The following is a 20,641-nucleotide window of genomic DNA, read 5'->3' as shown; positions in this document are numbered from 1 at the left end:
GATTACGGAAGAATATCTGTTGAAATTCTTGGGAATAACAACAGTATAAAAGATTTTGAAAAAATAACTTAAAAGACCGGTGGCCTGAAAATATGCTTCAGAAAAAGAAAGGTATAGGAAGGGCTGTAGAGAAAACAGGATTTTAGAGATCGGACGTTTTCTGTTCCTACAATTGTGGAAATATCAGGCAGGACATATACGTCCAGTAATTTCTGTCCCGAATTTTTTGTTTTTTGTAAAGGTGAGGAATCCGTATCATTGGTTTTGGCAAGCTGCCTGCCGAGATAACATTTCCCGTTACAATGGAGCTCGGGACTGTTTTTATTGATACATAATACTTCAGCGATGTATTGATAATTCACAGCATACTCCACCAGCGGCACCAGAGGTCTGAATACCACGAATAATGTGAGGAATATGCTGCAAATTACATTCATAGATTATTTCTTGCTGATGGCTTCTTCGTACCTTCTGCTGATTTCTTTCCAGTTGGTAACATTCCAGATTGCAGCAAGGTAATCGGCTCTTTTGTTCTGATATTTCAGATAGTAAGCGTGTTCCCATACATCGATCCCGAAAATAGGAGTTCCTTTTTCCTCAACCACATCCATCAGCGGATTATCCTGGTTAGGTGTTGAGGAAACAAACAGTTTTCCGTTTTTATCAACGGAAAGCCATGCCCATCCGGAACCGAAACGATCAGCGCCCGCTTTTGCCATTTTTTCTTTAAAAGCTTCCATGCTTCCGAATGTTTCATTGATTGCTTTTGCCAGTTTTGCAGAAGGCTGCGTGTTTTTTACCGGGGTAAGTACGGTCCAGAACAATTCATGGTTGTAATGTCCGCCGGCATTGTTTCTTACGGCTGCCGGTAACCTCGATGCATTCGACATAATTTCAAATAGCGTTTGCTTCTCCTGTGGGGTTCCGGCAATCGCTTTATTCAGGTTAGCCACATACGCTGCCGCATGTTTCGAGTAATGGATTTCCATGGTTTTGGCATCGATGTTTCCTTCCAATGCATCATAAGCGTACGGCAAAGGCGTCTGCTTGAACTGCGCAAAGGCAAACTGCGCCGCAAATACTGCACTTAGGGCAGCTACTTTCAAAATCTTCATAACGTTTTGTTTTTTGTGGTTTGTATTTATTTTTGTTGGAAGATGGATGCTGGGTACCGGAAATTTATATAAATTTCAAGTCCCTTCTTCATCTTCTAATCTATCGTAGCAAATTTAATGCTTACAAGTGGTTTAGTCTAGAGTTGAATGTTAAACTAAATTAACTTCTCATATCCCTCTTCTCTCTTCCATCCTCCATTTAATCAAATAGATAATATTCTTTTACAGGATGATAGGTTTGATTAAGCCAAAAGCAACTTCCATCATCCAGCTTTTACTTCAACAGCTTCCTGATATCCTCAATCAGGATTTCCCGGTCCGGATGGTATTTCCCGGCGAGTTTGGGTGTTTTCCCTGCCGGGTCTTCGTAATTCAGTCCTGAATAATATAAGATCGGCATATTGTCTTTGTTATACCGGCAACGGATGTTCCCGTCTTTATCCACTAAAGCAATCATCCCGCTGTGATTAAGACTCTCGCTTTCGTCTTCTTTATCGCCAACATAAATATTGAACTGATCGGCCAGCTTTCCGATATAATCCCTGTTTCCGGTAAGAAAATGCCAGTTCGGAGATTTCACCCCGATCCTTTCCGCATGTTCTTTCAGCAGCTCCGGAGTATCATGTTCCGGATCGATGCTGATGGAAATAATCCCAAAACCGGAGTCATCGATTTCTTCTTCAATGGCTCTCATATTGGTATTCATTACCGGACAGATGGTAGGGCATCTGCTGAAGAAAAATTCTACCAGATAGACTTTTCCGAGCATATCCTTATCGGTAATTTTCTTCTTATTCTGATCCGTCAGCCGGAACGCCGGCACCTTCATAACGGTATAGAGGTTCTTTTTGAAATAGCCCATCCCGATGCCGATTCCCAGAAAGAGTATTGCCATTACCGCAACCGGAACAATGATCCTGCTTTTTGACTGGGCCGGTTTTTTACTTCTGGACATATTTCTCAGGGTTCTTTTTGAATTCGTCTTTGCAGTATACGCTGCAAAAACCGTACGTTTTATTCTTATAGACCGCCGTGTCCTTCATATCGGGTTCCGTAGGCATATGGCAGATTGGGTCTGCCGCATTGGCAAATTTCATTGTTTTCGTTTCGGATTTTGAAGCGGAAGGGGCTTTTTTATGTTTTACTTTAGGTGTTTCCTGGGCGCAGGCCATTAAGGAAACCGACATTAATGCCGTTAATATAAGTTTTGATTTCATTTTATTTAAATTGAAATGAGTTAAATAATGAATGCTGACTGAAAGTAAGATCTTGAGAATCAACAATGTCGTTAAAGCATTATTCAAATGCAAACAATCGGTGTAGTATCTTAAAAATCAGCTTTGTATGCAACAAGGATGTTACATCAAAGGGGGATGGTATACCTGCGGGATATATTCCGAAGTATGAAAAGCAACATATTCCGATACTTTATTATCATTCTGAAAAGCGGAATTGTTATTATTTGAAAAAGAAAGGATTTCATTGGAAAGGAAAATGTCTATTCCCGAAAGCTTTATATTCTGTGCACTGCCCGTTTGTTTTCCTGTTTTCGATAATTCCTTTTCCAGGTAACACTTCCCTTTGCAGGTAGACTGTGGGATATTCCTGTTTTCGCAAAGGTTCTTCACGATATACTTATAGTTTACGGCATAATCAATCAATGGCAGTACCGGACGTAATGCAATGGTGAAAATGATGAATATGGAAATGAAAAACTTCAACAGATAATTTTCGTTTTACAAATATACCAATGAAAATCGTTTTATGGGCAATTATGATGAAAGTCATTTCCAAGCATTCATCAGAAATTATATGAACCATATCCATCAGGATTGTTCTCAATACACAAGATTTTAGACCCGCTTTGAGACAATTTCAGATCACATAAGATAAATAGTTTCAAGCCATTAAAATATTCTTCTGTTTGTAATGGGTAAAAACACGATTGATCATCTGTATGAGATCAATAAGCTCCAGGCACCAAAGTTCCAGCTTTCTAAAACTTCATCCGCTGAATCCTCACCGCGTTTAAAATTGCAAGCAATGCCACTCCGACATCGGCAAAGACAGCTTCCCACATTGTGGCCAGGCCTCCTGCTCCGAGTACCAGCACAGCGGCTTTTACCGCAAATGCCAGGATGATATTCTGCCAGACTATTCTTTTCGTCTGCTTTCCGATGTTTATGGCCATAGGAATTTTTCCGGGCCTGTCGTCCTGGATCACCACATCGGCCGTTTCGATGGTCGCATCACTTCCCAGGCCGCCCATCGCAATGCCGACATCACTTAAAGCAACGACCGGTGCATCATTCACTCCGTCCCCGATAAAGGCAACCGTCTGTTTCCTTGCTTTGATTTCCTTTACTTTATTTACTTTGTCCTCAGGAAGCAGATCCCCGTGTGCATTCTGAATACCCAAAGTGTCGGCTACGTATTTTACCACCGACGATTTATCGCCACTGAGCATGGTAGTTTTTATGCCTAAAGACTTTAATTGATCGATTGTAAACTTTGCATCGGCTTTTATGGAATCGGCGATGGTAAGATAACCGACGAATTTTTTATCGTAAGCGACTGCAACAACCGTATAGATAATATTATCGGGTTTGAGATCATACCGGATGCCCGACGCATCCATCAACCTGAAGTTTCCTACCAATAATTCTTTACCGCCCACGATCGCTTTCAGGCCCTGTCCGGCAATTTCTTCTATATTTTCCAATTCTACGGAATGGTCTATTGCCCCGGCATATTCATGAATTGCGGTAGCTACGGGGTGCGAACTTTTAGCTTCCAGGGCATTGATGAATGTCAGGATTTCATTTTTGTTAAATTCATTATTAAAATTTACTTCCTGCACTTTGAATACACCTTCCGTCATGGTTCCGGTCTTATCCATCACAACGTTCTGAACCGTAGCCAGCACATCCAGGAAATTGCTTCCTTTAAACAGGATCCCATTCCTGCTTCCCGCTCCTATCCCCCCAAAATATCCCAGCGGAATGGAGATCACCAACGCACACGGACAGGAAATCACCAGGAATACCAGTGCACGGTACAGCCAATCGCGAAATTCATAATTTCCAACAAAGAAATACGGCATTAAGGCAATTCCTATGGCAAGAAATACGACAATCGGCGTATAAACTTTAGCAAATTTACGGATGAACAGCTCAGTAGGCGCTTTCTGGGCGGTGGCATTCTGTACCATTTCCAGGATATGGCTCAGCTTACTGTCTTTGTAAGCAGTGGTAACTTCTATCTCGCTCACAGTATTCAGATTGATCATTCCGGCAAGGACAAGGTCACCTTTTGTTTTGGTATCGGGTTTACTTTCACCCGTGAGTGCGGCTGTATTAAAGGAAGCCGTTTCTGAGAGCAGCTTACCGTCGAGCCCCAGTTTTTCTCCTGATTTCAGCTGTATAATATCGCCGATGTTTACTTTCTCCGCTTTTACGGTTTCCGGCTTCCCGTCTCTGATTACCGTAACCTCATCGGGACGCTGATCCAGCAACGATTTAATATCGGTTTTTGCCCTCGTCACGGCCATGGCCTGAAAAACTTCACCTACCGAATAAAAAAGCATAACTGCAACGCCTTCCGGATATTCACCAATGGCAAAAGCACCTACCGTAGCAATACCCATAAGGAAGAATTCGGAAAAAACATCTCCGTTTTTTATACTTCCGAATGCTTCTTTCAGCACAGGCAAGCCAACAGGAATATAAGCAATGAGATACCAGATCAGCCTGATCCAGCCTGTAAACCATTCGGGTTTTATCATATGATCCATGACGATCCCCACTATCAGCAGCATAAAAGACACGATGGCAGGCAGAAACATTTCAATGACAGATTTTCCTTCCGAATCGTGGGAATGCCCGTGATCATGATCTTGATCGTGGCCTTCATGATTATGGCTATGTGGTTTTTCCGGTTTTGTACTGCAGCATTCTTCCATAAATCTAATTTTAATCAAAGGTAACGGTACAGCAAATGCAATACTATTGCAAACTTTCTAAACAGTGCTCGCAGATTCCTTTTGCAAAAAGCCTGATCTCATCGATCCTGAAATTCGTATTCAGGGTTTCCGGAAAAGAGATTTCCTCTTTGCAAGTAGTCTGTTTACAGATTTTGCAGTAGAAATGGAGATGCCTGTCTTTATGGGTACTTTCGCTGCAGCCATCGTGACAGAGCTTGTATTTCGTGGTGACATTTTCCTGAATGCCGTGTACAATCCCTTTTTCTTCAAACGTTTTTAAGGTACGATAAATGGTAGTGCGGTCGGCATTTTCAAAATGGCTTTCAATTTCAGACAGAGAAAGAGCTGCTTCCTGGACACTTAAGAAATCATACACCAGAATCCTCATGCTGGTGGGCCTGGTATTTTTATCTATCAGCTTGCTTTCGATATCTTTTTTCATAATGATGGAATGCTGTATAAATGTAAGATTTATTTCCCATATGATCATAAACAAAAGAGGATGCATCTTGCTGCGCCTTATTATTCCCTTTTAAAATCAGTTCATATTACGCCTTTGGAATATTTGTAAAAGTATTAAACCATATTCCTTAAAATCTATTTTTAAAATACCTTATCTTTGAATAAATCATTTTTCAATGAGAGTTTTAATTATCAATGGCCCCAATCTCAATCTGCTGGGGACCCGGGAACCTGAAATTTACGGAACGGTTTCTATGGAAGACTACCTGGATGCTTTAAGATCCGAATTCACTTCCCTGGAACTGGAATATTATCAGTCAAATATCGAAGGAGAACTAATCAATAGACTTCAGACCAATGATTTTGATACATTGGTGATCAATCCGGGAGCGTATACCCATTATTCGTATGCGATTGCAGACTGCCTGAAGAATATCAGTAAACCTAAAGTGGAGGTCCACATCAGCAATATTTATAAAAGAGAGGAATTCCGGCAGAAGTCCGTGACAGCAGCCCATACGGATGCTGTGTTGTCGGGATTCGGAATGAATGGATACAGGCTGGCTTTACTAAGCCTGGTGTCCGCTTAAGCTGCTGTAATTTTTATAAAGTTACTGCAGGAAAATTATTAGCGCTTTCTTAATAGCATATATAAAAAATCCTCATCTGGTTTGATGAGGATTTCTATTTTAGTTTGTTGTTTGTTCCTGTAACTGTGGTCCTGAAGGAATTAGTTTTTTACCTTCTTCCGTATTGCAGTACTGCTCAAAGTTTTTGATGTATTTTGCAGCAAGGTCTCTTGCTTTTTCTTCCCATTCACCGGCATTGCTGTAGGTGTCTCTCGGATCTAGGATTCCTTCTGAAACATTCGGCAGTTCGGTAGGAACTTCCAGGTTCATGATCGGAATCCTTGTTTTCGGAGCATCTTCGATAGAACCGTCGATAATGGCATCAATGATGGCCCTGGTATCTTTCAGGGAGATTCTTTTGCCGGTACCGTTCCATCCGGTATTTACAAGATATGCTTTTGCGCCGTGTTCTTTCATTTTTCCGATCAGGGTTTTTGAATACATGGTCGGATGCAATGTTAAGAATGCTTCCCCGAAAGCCGGCGAGAAGGATGGCTCAGGTTCAGTGATTCCTCTCTCAGTTCCTGCTAATTTCGATGTATATCCGCAAAGGAAATGATACTGTGCCTGGTTTTCATCCAGAATGGAAACCGGAGGCAATACCCCGAACGCATCGGCGGAAAGGTAAACGATTTTTTTCGCATGTCCCGCTTTTGAAGGCAATACGATTTTGTTGATATGATAAATCGGATAAGAAACCCTGGTATTTTCGGTAATAGATCCGTCGGTATAATCGGAAACGCCGTTGTTTACGACAACATTTTCGAGCAGTGCATCTCTCTTGATCGCTCTGTAGATATCCGGTTCTTTTTCAGCGGAAAGGTCGATTACTTTTGCGTAGCATCCTCCCTCATAGTTGAACACCCCATTGTTGTCCCAGCCGTGTTCATCGTCACCAATCAGGTATCTTTTCGGATCTGCGGATAAGGTTGTTTTCCCTGTTCCTGAAAGCCCGAAGAAAAGAGCAACATCCCCTTCTTCGCCTACGTTAGCCGAGCAGTGCATAGAAGCCATGCCTTTCAACGGAAGATAATAGTTCATCATGGCGAACATTCCTTTCTTCATCTCTCCTCCATACCAGGTTCCCCCGATGATCTGAAGTCTTTCCGTAAGGTTGAACATCACAAAGTTTTCGGAATTAAGCCCCTGTTCTTCCCAATTAGGATTGGTAATTTTGGAACCGTTGATCACCGTGAAATCCGGTTCGCCGAAGTTTTCAAGCTCGTAGTGGGAAGGACGGATGAACATATTCGTAACGAAATGTGCCTGCCAAGCCACTTCAAAGATAAATCGTACTTTTAATCTTGTATCTGCATTGGTTCCGCAGAATGAATCTACAACATAGATTTTTTTAGCATCAGAAAGTTGGTTCAGCACTAATTCTTTACAAGAGCTGAAAATTTCCGGAGTCGTCGGCAGGTTTACTTTACCGTCCCAGAAAATAGTTTCTCTTGTAACATCATCCTGAACTATATACCTGTCTTTAGGTGAACGACCTGTGAAAATTCCTGTTTTTACTGATACGGCACCAGATTCCGTAAGCTCAGCTTTCTCAAAGCCTTGGTTTTCAGGAGCAATTTCAGCCTGATACAATTCCTCGTACGACGGATTGTAAACGACTTCAAAGTTTCCTTTAATCCCTAATTTTTCTAAATCCCGGATGATTTTAGCGTTTTTCATTTTACTTATATTTCTGTTTCTTTTTTGGAGTCTAACAAAATTAATATTAATTAATTGTTAAAAACGGTTTAAATATAATGATATAAGTCAGAATGACAAATAAAAAAACAAGTTTATAAAAAACTGAAAATCAATAAACTAAATCGGAATAGTCGAAAATTGCAGTAAAACCTTTTCCCCAAAAATAGTCCTTGAAGCCGCCGAATTTTGAGCTCATGACAAAATCTCCACCCCATGCTCCCAAACTTTTAACAAAAACAGGGCAATTTTCGAAAAACCGGTCCTTAACTGTAGGAATTTCAAGGAAATCCGATATTTTTTGTTCATGAATTAACATTAAGCGTGAAAAATTTTCCAATTCGTTACATAGTAAAATATTTCTTGTAAGATCCGAAAATTCGTCAACGAGTTTTTGAGATTTATTTTTTGAACGGTAAAGACTGATTCCTTCCCGGCTGTCCTGTTTCTGATTCAGATGAATAAAAATCAACTCATCCTTAAAAGAAGGATCGAAATTTACCTTTTCATATCTGATCTCCGGAACACTCTGATAGAGAACCGCCGATTTCTCTTTGGCAACAGCAATATCATACCCGCTTCCGCCCAGGCTTATCTTATTTAGATGGAAGGGATCGATCTCCGCCCATTCCGCAAGATTGTTCATTAATGTGGAGCTGCTACCCAGACCGTAGTCTGCCGGAAACTGAAGGTTGGTCTTTAGATGGTAGGTAAAATTATGTTTGAATTTGATAGAGGAAAGCGCCTGAACGTTTTTTAAGGTTCTGACAATAAATTCAGCGCTTGATGAAATATTGGTTTCAATGATTTGCCAGCTTCGGTAATCGATGACGACTCTTAACCAGGGTTTCTCCTGATGGAAGGCCTCCCAAATGATGAGAAATTTGCCGTCCGGTATTTCTTCAAAAGAAAACTCTTGTCCCAGCCGTGTAGGTACCGCTAAGACAAGAGCTCCGTCCATAGCGAAATATTCTGAAGTAAGCATCAGCTTTCCCGGTGAAAATATCTCGCCCATGATTTTTTTTACTTATTAAATGGCAGAAGCCACTTCTGCAGAAGCGTCGATCTTTTTGATTAGCCCCTGCAATGTTTTTCCCGGTCCTACTTCTACGAATTTCGTAGCACCGTCTTTGATCATATTCTGTACCGACTGTGTCCATTTTACAGGTCCTGTAAGCTGGGCGATCAGGTTTTTCTTGATTTCATCCGGATCGGAAACTGCGGTTGTGGTGATATTCTGATATACCGGGATCATAGCCTTTCTGAATTTCGTCTGCTCGATCGCTGCCGCCAGCCTTTCCTGTGCAGGCTGCATCAACGATGAATGGAAAGCCCCGTTTACCGGCAATAGCAATGCTCTTTTGGCACCGGCCTCCTTTAATTTCACACAAGCCTCTTCTACGGCAGATGTTTCTCCTGAAATTACCAGCTGTCCCGGACAGTTATAATTGGCAGGTACAACGATACCGCTGATCTGTGCACATATTTCTTCAACTTTAGCATCTTCCAATCCTAAAATTGCAGCCATAGAACTCGGGTTGGCATCACAAGCTGCCTGCATGGCCTTTGCCCTTTCGGAAACCAGCTTCAGCCCATCGTCAAAAGAAAGGACTCCGTTGGCAACCAATGCTGAAAATTCGCCCAGAGAATGTCCGGCCACCATTTCAGCACCTAAACCGTTTACCGCTTTTAATGCTGCTACGGAATGTATAAAGATTGAAGGTTGAGTAACTTCTGTTTTTTTAAGGTCTTCATCTGTTCCGCTGAACATAATGGAAAGGATATCAAAACCTAAAATTTCATTGGCCGATTCCATCAGATCCTTGATGTCTTTTCTTGAATCATACAACTCCTTTCCCATCCCTACGAACTGAGAACCCTGCCCTGGAAATACAAGTGCTTTCATGTATTAATTTAAATATTATGCAAATATAATGTTAAAAATATTTTTTAAAACGGATTCAGATCATCCTTACGGAACCAGTCTGATCACACGGTACCCTGTATTTACGTATGCACCGTTTGCTTTTGATTTCACAAACTCGAACTTTGTTGCCAGCTGAGTCTGTACTTTATTCATCTGCCGGAAGATCTCCCCTTTTTTGTTTTCCCGGGTCAGCATATCATTTACGATATCAAAACCGACAACGGCAAATTTAGGAGGGGTTTTACAGTATTTGTTTTTATAGGCGGCAAGGATTTCCTTCTCGAAGCTTCCTTCCGTATTGATCTTCCTGTCCATCAGGTATACCAAATGGGCCTGGCTGAGATCATCCACTTTTCTTTCGAATACCGGAGCATAATACATGCTGAAGGCTTTCACATCCTGTACTTCTTTCGATAAAGCGATTACCCTGTTGGCAAAGCCTTCAGCAGCCGAATCCGTATCATTGGCAAGTATGGCAATTACCGGAGCCGACTGGCCTGTCATCATATTCTTATCCAGCTGGATATCTGCCGGAGCTGTAACCATGGTAATGCTTGGATTTTTCAGTACTTTTTCAAGACCGGCCTTGATGTAGTTGGCATTTTCCTTTTTCGCATCAGCTACGATGTATATTTTCTGATCTGAAAACGTAGATTTTACTTCGTCCACAATTTTATCGGCATACGTCTGATCGTTGGTTTCCACGATAATCAGGTTGCTGTAATTATAGAGTTCCGGGGAATTGGCAAAAGGGGCCACAATCGGGATTTTCTGATTTTTCGTGAAGTCCAGAACATCCACCACGTTTGATTTGAAGAACGGTCCGATGATCAGATCCGTATTATTAGGATTGATCTGGGTAAGTGAGTTCCGGAACGAAGCTTCGTTTCCTGAATCTACGATCTTCACATCTAATTTCTGTCCGCTGGCTGCATTTCTTTCAATAGCCAGCTTGGCACCCGTCAGAAAATCCAATGCCATCGCACGGTACTGGGTTTCACCGGTGCTGTAGCCGAAGGGCAGCATCATGACCACACTTAACGCATCGCCGTTTTTCTTTACGTAAGCCGGATCCAGCTTTTTGATTTTCAAAACCATTCCGGATTTCAGTCCTCTGGAAAGTTCCGGATTCAGCGCGATCAGCTCATCGATGGTAATCCCGAACTTGTTAACGATAGAGAAAACGGTGTCTCCCTGCTGAACGGTATAGGTCACATAATCATCTGCTGCGGCAGGATCTGCATTGGATGAGGTTCTTTCGTTCCCCATATCTACTTTTGTCTTCGGGTTGGTATTTTCCGCAAAGACATCGGCACCGGTACTTTTACCGCCGACCTTTTTTACCCTGATGGATTCGCCGGGTTTTAATCCCCGATCTTCCAATCCCGGATTCAGGGCAAACAGTTCTTCTCTGGAAATATTGAACTGTTTTGAAATCCTGTAATAATTGTCTTTCTGCTGGATAATATAATCACCTTCAGCAGGCACAACAGCTGTTGTTTCAACTTCTGTCTCTGCAGGTTTAGGCTTCGGAGTAACGGCAACTGCAGGATTTGACTGGATTCCGCCGTATTTTTTTATACTTTCAAAAGGCAGGGTAACTTCGTCTCCGATTTTCATGTGGGAATCCAATTCAGGATTCAGCTTGCGAAGATCGGTTTCAGAGATCCTGTATTGTTTTGTAATTCCGTAGATGGTTTGTTTAGGCTGAAGAATGATGGTTCCGGTTTTCGCATTGCTTACCGGTTTTGACGAAGTCGCCGTTTTCGAAGAAGCGGCAGCGGTCTTATCGTTCTTAACCGTCAACACGTCGCCCAATGCCAATTTTCCGTCTTTCACTTCCGGATTCATCTTCAACAGTTCGTCTACCGTAAGTCCGTATCTTTTGGCAATGTTGTAAGGCGTATCTCCTTTTACAACGGTATGCGATTTCTGGGCCGAGACACCCAAAACCATACATAAACTGGATAGTATAAAAAACCTCTTTATCATATTCGGTGATTATAAGTGCAAAAATACTTCTTTAAAATTAAATGGCAACTATTATTAGTTTGGACTCGTCAATTTGCATTTCTTCTAAACAAGTTTCCAGCCAGGAATAACCGTGATCTGCAAAAAAAACACTGAAATTGAAGACCCTTTCCTGCCAGGTTCCGGAAGGATTTACGTCTAGAAACAACTTCTCCAGCCTTTCCAGCAATTCACTCCTTTTTATTTTTTCCGCGTGAAGCAGGCGTTTTTTCATTCTTTTAAAAGATTTCAACTGCCGTATTTCTTCCGCTTTTACGATATTCCCGAAAGATTTTTCAGTAGTTTCCGCCAAGGCTTTCAATTCTGAAAATTGTGCGATTAATAAGCTTTCCTTTTGCTCCAATGCTTTAAGAATGGCATTGTCTTCCAGTATTTTGGTATTGGTAACGGCGGTAAAATTCCGGAAAAAGTCTTCGATCTTTAAATTCAGTTTATCAATTTTCCCTATTGTCTTTTCCTTTAAAAACAGCATAGAGTTTCGTGGAATAAGAATAGGAAAAGGAATATCAATTTCTGAGAAGTAGTCTTTCAGCTCCAGCCAATACATGATTTCGGCATTTCCTCCAATATAGGCCAGGTTTGGCAAAATGGTTTCCTGATATACCGGGCGCATTAAAGCATTCGGGCTGAATCTTTCAGGGTGGCTTTCCAGTTCATTCAGGATTTCTTCCTTTGTAAATGAGATGTTTTTATCAACTATGCTATATTTTTTGCCATCAAAATCGATACGGTCTCTGGTTTCCGAAAGGTAAAATAAATTGATCTCCCGTGGATTTACCTGAACTTTTCCATATTTCCTGGTCAGGAAATTTACTTTGTCTTCAGAATTTTTATATAAACTGAAATTCAGAAGCTCGTCTTTAAATGTTTCTCTGATCTGCTCTTTAAGTTCTTTTGAATCTCCATCCACGATCAGGAGTCCGAATTCTGAGAACAACCGGTTGACTAAGGTCTGAATAGCCTGCGTTAAAGTATTTCCTACCTTATATGCTTCTTTCAGCATTAAGATCAGTTCGGTCCCGAAAATGTGGTCTTTGAATTCTTTTTCAAATTCTGAAATAAAAAATGTATCGCTGGCCGTAATTCTTCCTACTGCACCACCCGATTTTTCATTTATCTCATAAAAATGGTTTTCCGTTTTAAAATGGTTGATTTCCGCAAAATCGTGATCTTCGGAAGCCATCCAGTATATAGGGACAAAATTAAAATCCGGAAAATTCTGTTTCAGGTAAGAAGAAGTTTTAATCGTCTGTAAAATTTTATAGACAAAAAAAACGGGCCCGGAAAAAAGATTAAGCTGATGCCCTGTTGTTATCGTAAAGGTGTTGGAATCCCTAAGATTGCTAAGATGTTCCTTCTGCTTAGACGAAAGTTTAAGATGCGCCAACTGACTGGTGATGGTATCTGCCAGAATGTTTCTCTGATCTGCAGTAAAAGACTCCTGTTTCTTATGGATCTGCTTTTTAAAATGATCCAGCGAAAAAGTATTTTCTTCAAATCCTTTAATGTTATGGTTCAGAAAATCTTTGACCAATTGAGGAATGCTTTCGATATCCTGGAAAGATATTTTATTAATCGTTTTCAACCTGTAAAAATTTTAGTTGAACAAATACCATACAATCCCTATATTCAGCCTGAAATCATAGACAGGATAACTCGGAAATGCATAGGCTTTGTTGTGTGAAAGGAACGTCCCGACCTGCTGCCCTTCGATGAAGAAAAACATTTTTTTAACTTTCATATTAAAGTATACGTCAGCAATCGGATGTCCTCCGATAGAAAATGAATTGGCATCCGGCAGAATATATTCGTTCAGGATCGGGAAATATTTTCTGGATGCAAATTCTGAGAAATAATACACCTTAATACCCGTCTGAATTTCTGCAGCTTTTTTAAACGCTTTCGCCTGATAAAAGAAATTGGCCCGTCCGATAAATCCAGGAAGCGGCAGAAGATCTTTATTCGTCAGTACGTTCTGAAACTGCAGCCTGGTATTCAGGTGAAAGTTTCCGTAACTAAAAGTGGCATCGCCTCCAATCTGCGAAATATTCACAGAACTTCCGCTTTGCTGAGGCATAGCGTTGGAATCAAAATAGGTATAATTGTCGATTCTGTAATAATTGGCAAACAGTTCGGTCCTGAACCATTTTAAACCCAAACTTCCCCCGATTTCCGAAACCGTCTGATTCCGGGCATTCTGAAGATAGTAATTGTAGTTATTATAAATCGAAGTATTCAGTATATAGTTGAATGACGGATAGGCACTCTGGAAATTTACTTTTGCATTGACAAAATAATCTTTTACCGGTTCAAACTTTAAATTATTGGCTGTTCTGAGGTAGGTACCAAACTGACTTCCATTGGAAAACTCCAGGAATGAATTCAACTGAATTTTATCGAACAATTTAACCTGCAGGTTTCCGACGGCTCCGAGACGGCTTTCTTTTATTTCGGTCGGGATCTGCAGTACGGGCAGATTGATTTCATTGGTCCCGAATTTCAGCATCTGGTATCGTACTCCCGCATCAAGCTTAAATTTTTCGTTGTCCCAAACCAGGCTTACCGTATTACTCAAGTTATCTGAATATTTTTTTGAGCCAAGCGGTCCGTTAGAAACCAATTGTTGCGGAACGTCGTACCAGTAGGATTCGGGAGCATTTTGGCTGTAATAATATTTGTTTCCCTGATGGGATATGGTATGCCTTATTTTAAAAGGGATTTTGTCTGAATTAAAAGGGGCAAACTGATGGGTCAGGTAGTAGCGTCTATACGAGAACTGCGAACTGGAAGAAGCGAGATTCACCTGCATGTTCTGTCGGTTCCTTGAATTGCTGTCGCCCTGCTGAAACAAGCTGTCTACGGCAATTCCCCCATTTTCCTGATTGTTGACATTCTGATGCAGGTAGTGGGCAAACAACTCATAATTGCCGCTTTTTGAAACATAATGTCCTGTGAACAATGTATTGTTGTTGGAAGCCAACGAGTTCCGGTACATCCCCTGTGAACGCAGACCGCTGTACTGCAGGGAGAAGTTGAATCTTTTCCCGATATTCTGGGTGTACATGGATTTTAGAGCCGCTCCGTTCTTCATGGAATTATGGTAAATGAACGTTGCTGTCGGTGTTTTGACATCATAATAATCAATATCGTCAACACCTAAAATCCAGTAGGATTTATTCGTCGGCAGCAAGGCGAGGTTCTGTTCTGGAATCACTTCATACGTTAAGGGATTAAAGCCGGCACCAATATTCGCCACCTGTGCCCTTCCGAAATTGTCCCGGTTGTTATATTGGGAAAAGAGATAGGTTTTATCGAAAGTCATCACCGTATCAAAAACCTTTTTTTCCGCAAACTGTTTCTGATAGAGATAATCGTTGATTGTTGGCTTAAATATTTTCAGGGAGTCTTTCTTTCCGGAGTCGATTACCAACGTATCTTCTTTGGGAAGCTGGTTGGAATCGGTTTTGTTAACCACCTGCGCCTCAATGGTGAGGCTGAAGAAAAATATGATGGAAAGGATGTATTTCATTTGGATTATCATTACACAAAATCTTCTTAAAATTCAAGTCTCAGATTTCGTAGAACAAAAATAAGAAATAATGGGGAATAAAAAACCCCGCATTTTGCGATGCGAGGTTTAATAAAAAATATTCAATTTATTTTATTAGGAATAATTATTTAGTTAGGATTTTGTACAATATTTGGATTTGTATCAATTTCTGCCTGAGGAATTTGCCATAAGAACTTCGAAGAATTCGCAGGAATGTTAAGCTGCCCAAACGTTGGATGATTCGTTCCTGTATAATTTCTATCTAATCCTACACCTAATCTTTTCATATCAAACCATGCAGCTCCTTCACCCCATAATTCTATTCTCTTCTGGGTAATAATTTCATCGATAAGAGCCGAACCAGTATTTAGAGAAGAAGCATATCCTGCATCTCTAGCATGAGTAATCTGATATAAAACTGCTTTAGCTTGTGTTTCGTTTCCAGATCTGGCTAAAGCTTCTGCCTCAATATAATACATTTCAGATGCTCTCAAATAAATATAGTCTGCATCAGACACAGTTGGATCAATAAATTTAATGTTGGCATAAGCTGGTAATTGAGGATAGGAAGGGTCTCCACCTACTGGTGATACAAAAGCTTTTTTTCTATAATCTGTTGAAGAAATTTTATCATATAACCTTTTGTCTATATTTTTATAAATACCTAAACCTCCTGCATATCCACTGGTATTTGTATTGTCAAAATGGCCATGAAAACTAGCAACAAAAGATGTATTGGAAGAATTAATAACCGCTCCCCACATCGCATCCGTAGTTAAATTGATATCATAGAATCCGTTTCTCCATTGTGCTTCAGTACCTAAATTATATCCTTGCCTCGCAGCATTTGCAGCACTTGCCGCTTGAGTGTATTTTCCAATTTCAAGCGATACTTGTGCTAACAATGCATTAGCAACACTCTTATCAACTTTCTCTCGAGTTGGACGAGTATAACCATTTAATAAATCGATTGATTTCAGAAGATCATTTTCAATCAATGCATACACTTCACCAACATTCGACCTTGATTTACCTTCAAAACCTACTGATGTATATATCGGCACACACAAGTCACTAGTATGACCTATATAAGTTGGACCATAAATTCTTGCCAACATAAAATAAGACAATGCCCTTAATGCATATGCTTGTCCTAGAACATATTTATTGCTATCATTAACACCAGCCTGATTAACTGTATTAATAATAGTATTAATTGTCTTTATTTGTAAATAGTATGTATTCCAAGGCAATAAAGATCTTCCATTAGTTTGTACTCTTCCGGTGTAGTTATACCAGCTAATGTACCAACTTGATTTTGCCATTGTTACATCGTTAGACATTAAATCTAACCCTGCCAGCATAGATTTATGCCCATAATCTTCATGATTACCACTATTGGTATTACCAAAAGTTCGAAATCCTGTATAAACTCCATCAACCAGCCCCTGCAATGCAGAGGGAGAAGTCGCTAATTGTTCTTCATTAATTGTAGATTCAGGATTTGTATTTAAATAGTCATCTGCACAACTTGTAAGAAGGAGGGAAGTAGCAAATAAGGAATATATTGTTATTTTTTTCATTTTAATTAAAATTTAACTGTTAAACCTAAAGAGATTGATCTGACAACTCCATAATTATTTAATGAAACTCCATTATTACCAGAAGCTCCAATTCTTGCCAGTCGTGGATCCATGCCTTTTCTTTTACTCCACATAGCTAAATTAGTACCATAAAGCCCCAATCTTAGGCCTGTCAGACCTTCTGGAAGAACATCATTAGTAAAATCATAACTAAGAGAAGCATCCTGTAGGCTTATATAATCTGATTTAATTAAAAATAAATCTGAAGCAGCCATTTGATTTGGTCTTGATAAATCTAAAGCAGGTAGCTGAGCATTTGTATTGGTAGGAGTCCAGGTATTATATACATCTTTGTGATAATTTTGTCCAATGTTATCACCTCCAGAAGGAAGTAATCCTTGATATACATTATCATACATATACCCTCCAAACTGATATGCAAAATTTAAAGCTAAATTTACACCTTTATAATTTAAGTTTGTTCCAAACCCTCCATATACTTTAGGATTTAATGTTTTATCACTTAAATAAAGAGTAGCCTTTGTATAATCATTTGTTGTAATTTTATTACCATTAGCATCATTCATATACCATAATGCGTCACCATTAGAAGAATCAACGCCGGCAAATTGTCTCAGATAATAAGTATATGCAGCTACACCCTTCTCAAATTTAAAAATTCCTGATACGAAACTATTAGGTAAATTTGTAATCTTATTTTTATAATGCGTTGCGTTAGCAGATAAGTTCCATGTAAAATTTGAATTCTTAATTATATCAGCATCTATAGATATTTCAACACCTCTATTTTTCATATCACCAACATTAGTAGAAATAAATCGAGTACCACTTGATGGAGATAACGGCTTGTTATAAATCATATCCTGTACTCCTCTTTCAAAATACTGTGCATCAATATTAATTTTGTTGAATAAACTCAATTCAAACCCTGCATTAAAATTTTTTGAAACTTCCCATTTAATATTTCTATTTCCTTCATAAACCTGGACAATAGTCATATTCCCATCTGAATCCGGAACAACCTCCCATTGAGAAGCATATGCGTAGTAGTTTCTACCATAACTAAAATACGATCTATTACTTAAATTTACATTTCCAGCGTACAAAATATTATCATTGCCCTGCTCTCCATAACTAGCTTTAAACTTAAGATTTGTCAATATTTCATTACCATTTAAAAAAGTTTCATTAGTTGTCACCCATGCAGCTCCTAAACCAAAGAAATTGCCCCATCTATTTTCAGGTGCAAATACAGATGAACCATCTCTTCTGAAACTTCCGTTAATAAAATATCTATTATCATAGTTATAATTTACTCTTGAAAGATAACCTTCTACTTTGTAAAGGTCATTATAACTATTTAACGCAGCAAATTTTGTAGCATTACTTAAAATTGGAAGATCTGGAATAGCTATATTATTTTTGCTTCCTGCCAACATTTTACTTTTGAAATCAGAGGTTTCATGACCCACCATTACACTCAAACTGTGCTTGCCATAACTTTTATTCCAATTTAATAACTGTTGATTTGTTACTGTATAATCATTAGTAGTAGCGTTTGTAATACTTCCTCCATATCCTACTGCATCACCTCCTATATTATTTGAATAATCAATATAATAACCACTTACCAAATCATATCCTAAATTATACGTAAAATTAAAATCTTTTAGGAAATTAATTGAAGCATATGCTCTTCCACTTAAATTATCTTCTGCATTTTTTTTAATGTCAAGTAAGGTTGTTCCATAAGGATTTAATGTACCCCCATATGGTCTAGATAGACCCATAGGACCACTAAGCGTTCCGAAATCATATTGTCGCTGTCCCTTACTATCTAACATAAAATTTCCATTAGCATCTCTTGCCCAAATTGGATAAATCGGAGCTATATTTCTTGCCCAACTAAATAAATTACTATATTGACTTGATGAAGCTCCTTGGATTGGAGCATTTTGTTCTGACCTAGCATAATTTAAATTAATTCCAACTTTAATGTTAGAGGTTAATCTTAATTCATTGTTTAATCTTGCTGTATATCTTTTAAATCCAGAATTAATTACGTATCCCTCATCATTCAAATATCCTAAAGAAAGATATATATCATTCTTTTCTGAAGAGTTTGCTATATTTATATTATATTCTTGACGAGTTCTATCTTTAAATAAATTCTTGTTCCAATCATCATGATATAATAACTTTGCATTAGTGTTAATTTTTCCTGTAGATGGATCTATTACCTGATTATTTGGAACATTATAATTGTTATAAACCAGCCAATCAGAAATCATTGTATTAGCCGCATTTGTTGAAGCATCAGTAATTGACATTCCATTGTATACACCATCTGTCACTAGACGATTATAGAAAACTTCATAATATTCTCCTGGATTGGTTATGATATCATATTCTTTAACAGCTCTGGAGTTTACTCCAAATTTGGTATCAAATGTGATAGAAAATCTTCCTTTTTTTGCTTTTTTTGTAGTTATTAAAACTACTCCATTCGCTCCTCTGCTTCCATACAATGCATTTGCTGATGCATCTTTCAAAAAAGAAATTGTTTCAATATCCTGATTAGAAATGGCATTTATATTACCATTGTACGGTACACCATCTACAACATAAAGTGGATTATTTGAAGAAGATAAGGAACCTATACCTCTAAATCTAACTTGGGGCGGATCTCCTGGCTGTCCAGAATTGGCAGAAATTTGGACACCTCCTACTTTACCTGTTAGTGATTGCATCGCGTTTGAAGATTGTGAATCTTCTAACTGTTTAGCATTAATAGTTGTAATAGAGCCAGTAATACTTTGTTTTTTCTGTGTACCATACGCTACAACAACTACTTCATCTATTTTCTGTTCTTTTAAAACAGTATCTTTTTTTGATGACTGTGCAAAAGCATTATAGCCTAGGAAAAACAAAGCTCCTGTACTCAGGACACATAATTTCACATTCATATTAATAGAATTTAATATTTAAGATCGCAAATATGTTAATAAATATTAAAACTACCAAACCGCTAATAAAGGTTATTATTTCAATTATATAAACTTATTTCTAATTTGTATTATGCAATGAATATTAATATAAAATCATATTCTCTCATAAGTGAAAAATTATATAAATAAAACAACTTTAATTTTAATTTAATTAAAATTTCATAACCATATTATTTTTATTTAAAATGATTACAAATAAAAATCACTTATAATAAAGAGGTTTTATGAAAGAATTTATATCTTATCTCCTAATATTAAAAAAGAATCATTATTATGAAAAAAAAATCAGGTTATTCAAACGCTATCGACGCTATTATAATTTTTTTATTTAACGTTAAGTTCAATATTAGCAAACACGGAAACAACAGCTTTATGGCAAGCCTTCATTAATATGAAACTGCTGAGAAACGCGCAGCCATTTGCATTGATGTTAATGCTTTTCCACTGAGACTTCCAAATAATTAATTATCTCTATTTAACAAGATATTATTGAAGCAAATATATAAATAACATATTAATAATCAATATCATAAGTTCTTATAAATTTAAGAATTCATCTTAATTCAAACTGGAATTTGACAGATATACGTAAGAATTACACATGACTTAGTTTTTTACAATACCAAACAGCAAAA

The 20,641-nt window shown here is 38.6% G+C and carries 16 protein-coding genes; 1 reads left to right on the top strand and 15 read right to left on the bottom strand.

Going from position 1 to position 20,641, the window contains the following annotated elements; translation table 11 throughout:
* Positions 1 to 68 precede the first annotated feature (68 nt).
* The 7 genes from ACED20_RS03870 to ACED20_RS03840 all read right to left on the bottom strand — a co-directional run bounded on the left by ACED20_RS03870 (position 69) and on the right by ACED20_RS03840 (position 5,539).
* Positions 69 to 437, bottom strand: coding sequence for a hypothetical protein (locus ACED20_RS03870; protein ID WP_294199995.1), 369 nt, complete (start codon positions 435 to 437; stop codon positions 69 to 71).
* A gap of 3 nt (positions 438 to 440) precedes the next feature.
* Positions 441 to 1,115, bottom strand: coding sequence for a superoxide dismutase (locus tag ACED20_RS03865; RefSeq protein WP_294199993.1), 675 nt, complete (start codon positions 1,113 to 1,115; stop codon positions 441 to 443).
* A gap of 274 nt (positions 1,116 to 1,389) precedes the next feature.
* Complete coding sequence (locus ACED20_RS03860; protein ID WP_378103565.1) at positions 1,390 to 2,070, bottom strand: SCO family protein; 681 nt, start codon at positions 2,068 to 2,070, stop codon at positions 1,390 to 1,392.
* A complete protein-coding gene (locus ACED20_RS03855; protein WP_294199991.1) occupies positions 2,057 to 2,332 on the bottom strand; it encodes a YHS domain-containing protein in 276 nt (91 codons plus the stop codon). The genes ACED20_RS03860 and ACED20_RS03855 overlap by 14 nt, the downstream gene beginning before the upstream one ends.
* Before the next feature lie 141 nt (positions 2,333 to 2,473).
* Positions 2,474 to 2,836 carry a hypothetical protein gene (locus tag ACED20_RS03850; protein ID WP_294199990.1) on the bottom strand — a complete coding sequence of 121 codons (363 nt, stop codon included), beginning with the start codon at positions 2,834 to 2,836 and terminating at the stop codon, positions 2,474 to 2,476.
* A 275-nt stretch (positions 2,837 to 3,111) separates the two neighbouring features.
* Positions 3,112 to 5,076, bottom strand: a complete 1,965-nt coding sequence (locus tag ACED20_RS03845) for a heavy metal translocating P-type ATPase (protein ID WP_345767054.1) — start codon at positions 5,074 to 5,076, stop codon at positions 3,112 to 3,114.
* Positions 5,077 to 5,119: 43 nt separating this feature from the next.
* Positions 5,120 to 5,539, bottom strand: a complete 420-nt coding sequence (locus tag ACED20_RS03840; RefSeq protein WP_294199987.1) for a Fur family transcriptional regulator — start codon at positions 5,537 to 5,539, stop codon at positions 5,120 to 5,122.
* A 196-nt stretch (positions 5,540 to 5,735) separates the two neighbouring features.
* On the opposite strand from ACED20_RS03840, the gene aroQ reads away from it, so the two are divergent.
* The gene (gene aroQ / locus ACED20_RS03835; RefSeq protein WP_294199985.1) at positions 5,736 to 6,149 is read left to right on the top strand and encodes a type II 3-dehydroquinate dehydratase; all 414 of its coding nucleotides are present in this window, start codon (positions 5,736 to 5,738) and stop codon (positions 6,147 to 6,149) included.
* A 99-nt stretch (positions 6,150 to 6,248) separates the two neighbouring features.
* Here the strand turns inward: aroQ and pckA are convergent, their stop codons facing one another.
* From pckA to ACED20_RS03795, 8 genes are all read right to left on the bottom strand, one after another.
* Positions 6,249 to 7,868, bottom strand: coding sequence for a phosphoenolpyruvate carboxykinase (ATP) (gene pckA / locus ACED20_RS03830; RefSeq protein WP_378103563.1), 1,620 nt, complete (start codon positions 7,866 to 7,868; stop codon positions 6,249 to 6,251).
* A 130-nt stretch (positions 7,869 to 7,998) separates the two neighbouring features.
* A complete protein-coding gene (locus ACED20_RS03825; protein ID WP_294234447.1) occupies positions 7,999 to 8,901 on the bottom strand; it encodes a GYDIA family GHMP kinase in 903 nt (300 codons plus the stop codon).
* Between the two features lie 15 nt (positions 8,902 to 8,916).
* The gene (gene fabD / locus ACED20_RS03820) at positions 8,917 to 9,792 is read right to left on the bottom strand and encodes an ACP S-malonyltransferase (RefSeq protein WP_345767051.1); all 876 of its coding nucleotides are present in this window, start codon (positions 9,790 to 9,792) and stop codon (positions 8,917 to 8,919) included.
* Between the two features lie 66 nt (positions 9,793 to 9,858).
* Positions 9,859 to 11,805, bottom strand: coding sequence for a LysM peptidoglycan-binding domain-containing protein (locus ACED20_RS03815; protein WP_378103560.1), 1,947 nt, complete (start codon positions 11,803 to 11,805; stop codon positions 9,859 to 9,861).
* A gap of 37 nt (positions 11,806 to 11,842) precedes the next feature.
* The gene (gene bshC, locus ACED20_RS03810) at positions 11,843 to 13,429 is read right to left on the bottom strand and encodes a bacillithiol biosynthesis cysteine-adding enzyme BshC (protein WP_378103559.1); all 1,587 of its coding nucleotides are present in this window, start codon (positions 13,427 to 13,429) and stop codon (positions 11,843 to 11,845) included.
* 12 nt (positions 13,430 to 13,441) lie between these two features.
* Positions 13,442 to 15,373, bottom strand: a complete 1,932-nt coding sequence (locus ACED20_RS03805; RefSeq protein WP_378103557.1) for a putative porin — start codon at positions 15,371 to 15,373, stop codon at positions 13,442 to 13,444.
* Between the two features lie 149 nt (positions 15,374 to 15,522).
* A complete protein-coding gene (locus ACED20_RS03800) occupies positions 15,523 to 16,977 on the bottom strand; it encodes a RagB/SusD family nutrient uptake outer membrane protein (protein WP_294239914.1) in 1,455 nt (484 codons plus the stop codon).
* Positions 16,978 to 16,982: 5 nt separating this feature from the next.
* The gene (locus ACED20_RS03795) at positions 16,983 to 19,964 is read right to left on the bottom strand and encodes a SusC/RagA family TonB-linked outer membrane protein (RefSeq protein WP_294239917.1); all 2,982 of its coding nucleotides are present in this window, start codon (positions 19,962 to 19,964) and stop codon (positions 16,983 to 16,985) included.
* Between the last annotated feature and the right edge of the window lie 677 nt (positions 19,965 to 20,641).

Origin of the sequence: Chryseobacterium sp. sg2396, from assembly GCF_042610505.1 — a bacterium.
In the GTDB taxonomy this organism is placed as follows: Bacteria; Bacteroidota; Bacteroidia; order Flavobacteriales; family Weeksellaceae; genus Chryseobacterium.
This window is presented reverse-complemented; position numbering and strand designations above follow the sequence as displayed.